1 protein-coding gene is annotated in these 628 nt (G+C 70.5%); it reads right to left on the bottom strand.

Translation table 11 applies throughout. The features are described from left to right. Nucleotides 1-14: 14 nt before the first annotated feature. Nucleotides 15-476 (bottom strand): hypothetical protein, encoded by a 462-nt coding sequence (locus LL239_RS17545; RefSeq protein WP_228164608.1) that lies wholly within the window; start codon nt 474-476, stop codon nt 15-17. Nucleotides 477-628 lie beyond the last annotated feature (152 nt).

Genomic DNA, 628 nt, shown 5'->3' on the forward strand with positions numbered 1-628 from the left:
GACCACCCGCGCGCTCATCGCAGCGCTCCCACCAGGCGACCCGGCGTCACGACACAGTCGGCGAGCATCTGCGTCCCGTCCGACAGCAGGTGCGGGACCGTGAGGATGACCATGTCGTCGGCCGGCATCCACTGGACGCGGTTGTCGCCCTCGGTGGCATCGAACGCGGTGTCGCCCCACACCTTGCGGGCGAGGGCGACGATGGTGGATTCGTCGAGCCACTTCGCGGTCTGCGCGAACACGCCGGCGAGGAGGTCGTCGGGCAGGTGCTGGATGCGGTCGCCGTCGCCGTAGAAGTCGGCGAAGATCGCGTAGGCGCGGTCGTGCCAGTCGGCGCGGGTCAGGACGTGGGAATGGTTCTCGAGCGTGATCAGGAGGGCGCGCGCGGTGGATGCGCAGAAGACCGCCTCCTGGTGGTCGAGGTGGGCGAGGGCGCGTGCCCTGCGCTCCTCGTCGGTGATGATGTGACCCGTCATGATGTGTGCCCTTCGATCGGGATCGCGAGTGGAGGTCAGGGGGCCGGCGGGCTCAGGTGCTCGACGTCGAGCGACCCGGCCGCGTCGGGGTGCGTGTCGGGGATGCTGGCGACCCACGGGCCGCCGCGAAGGAACAGCCACACGAGCGCGGC

Source organism: Microbacterium testaceum, from assembly GCF_020781835.1.
Lineage (GTDB): Bacteria > Actinomycetota > Actinomycetes > Actinomycetales > Microbacteriaceae > Microbacterium > Microbacterium testaceum_H.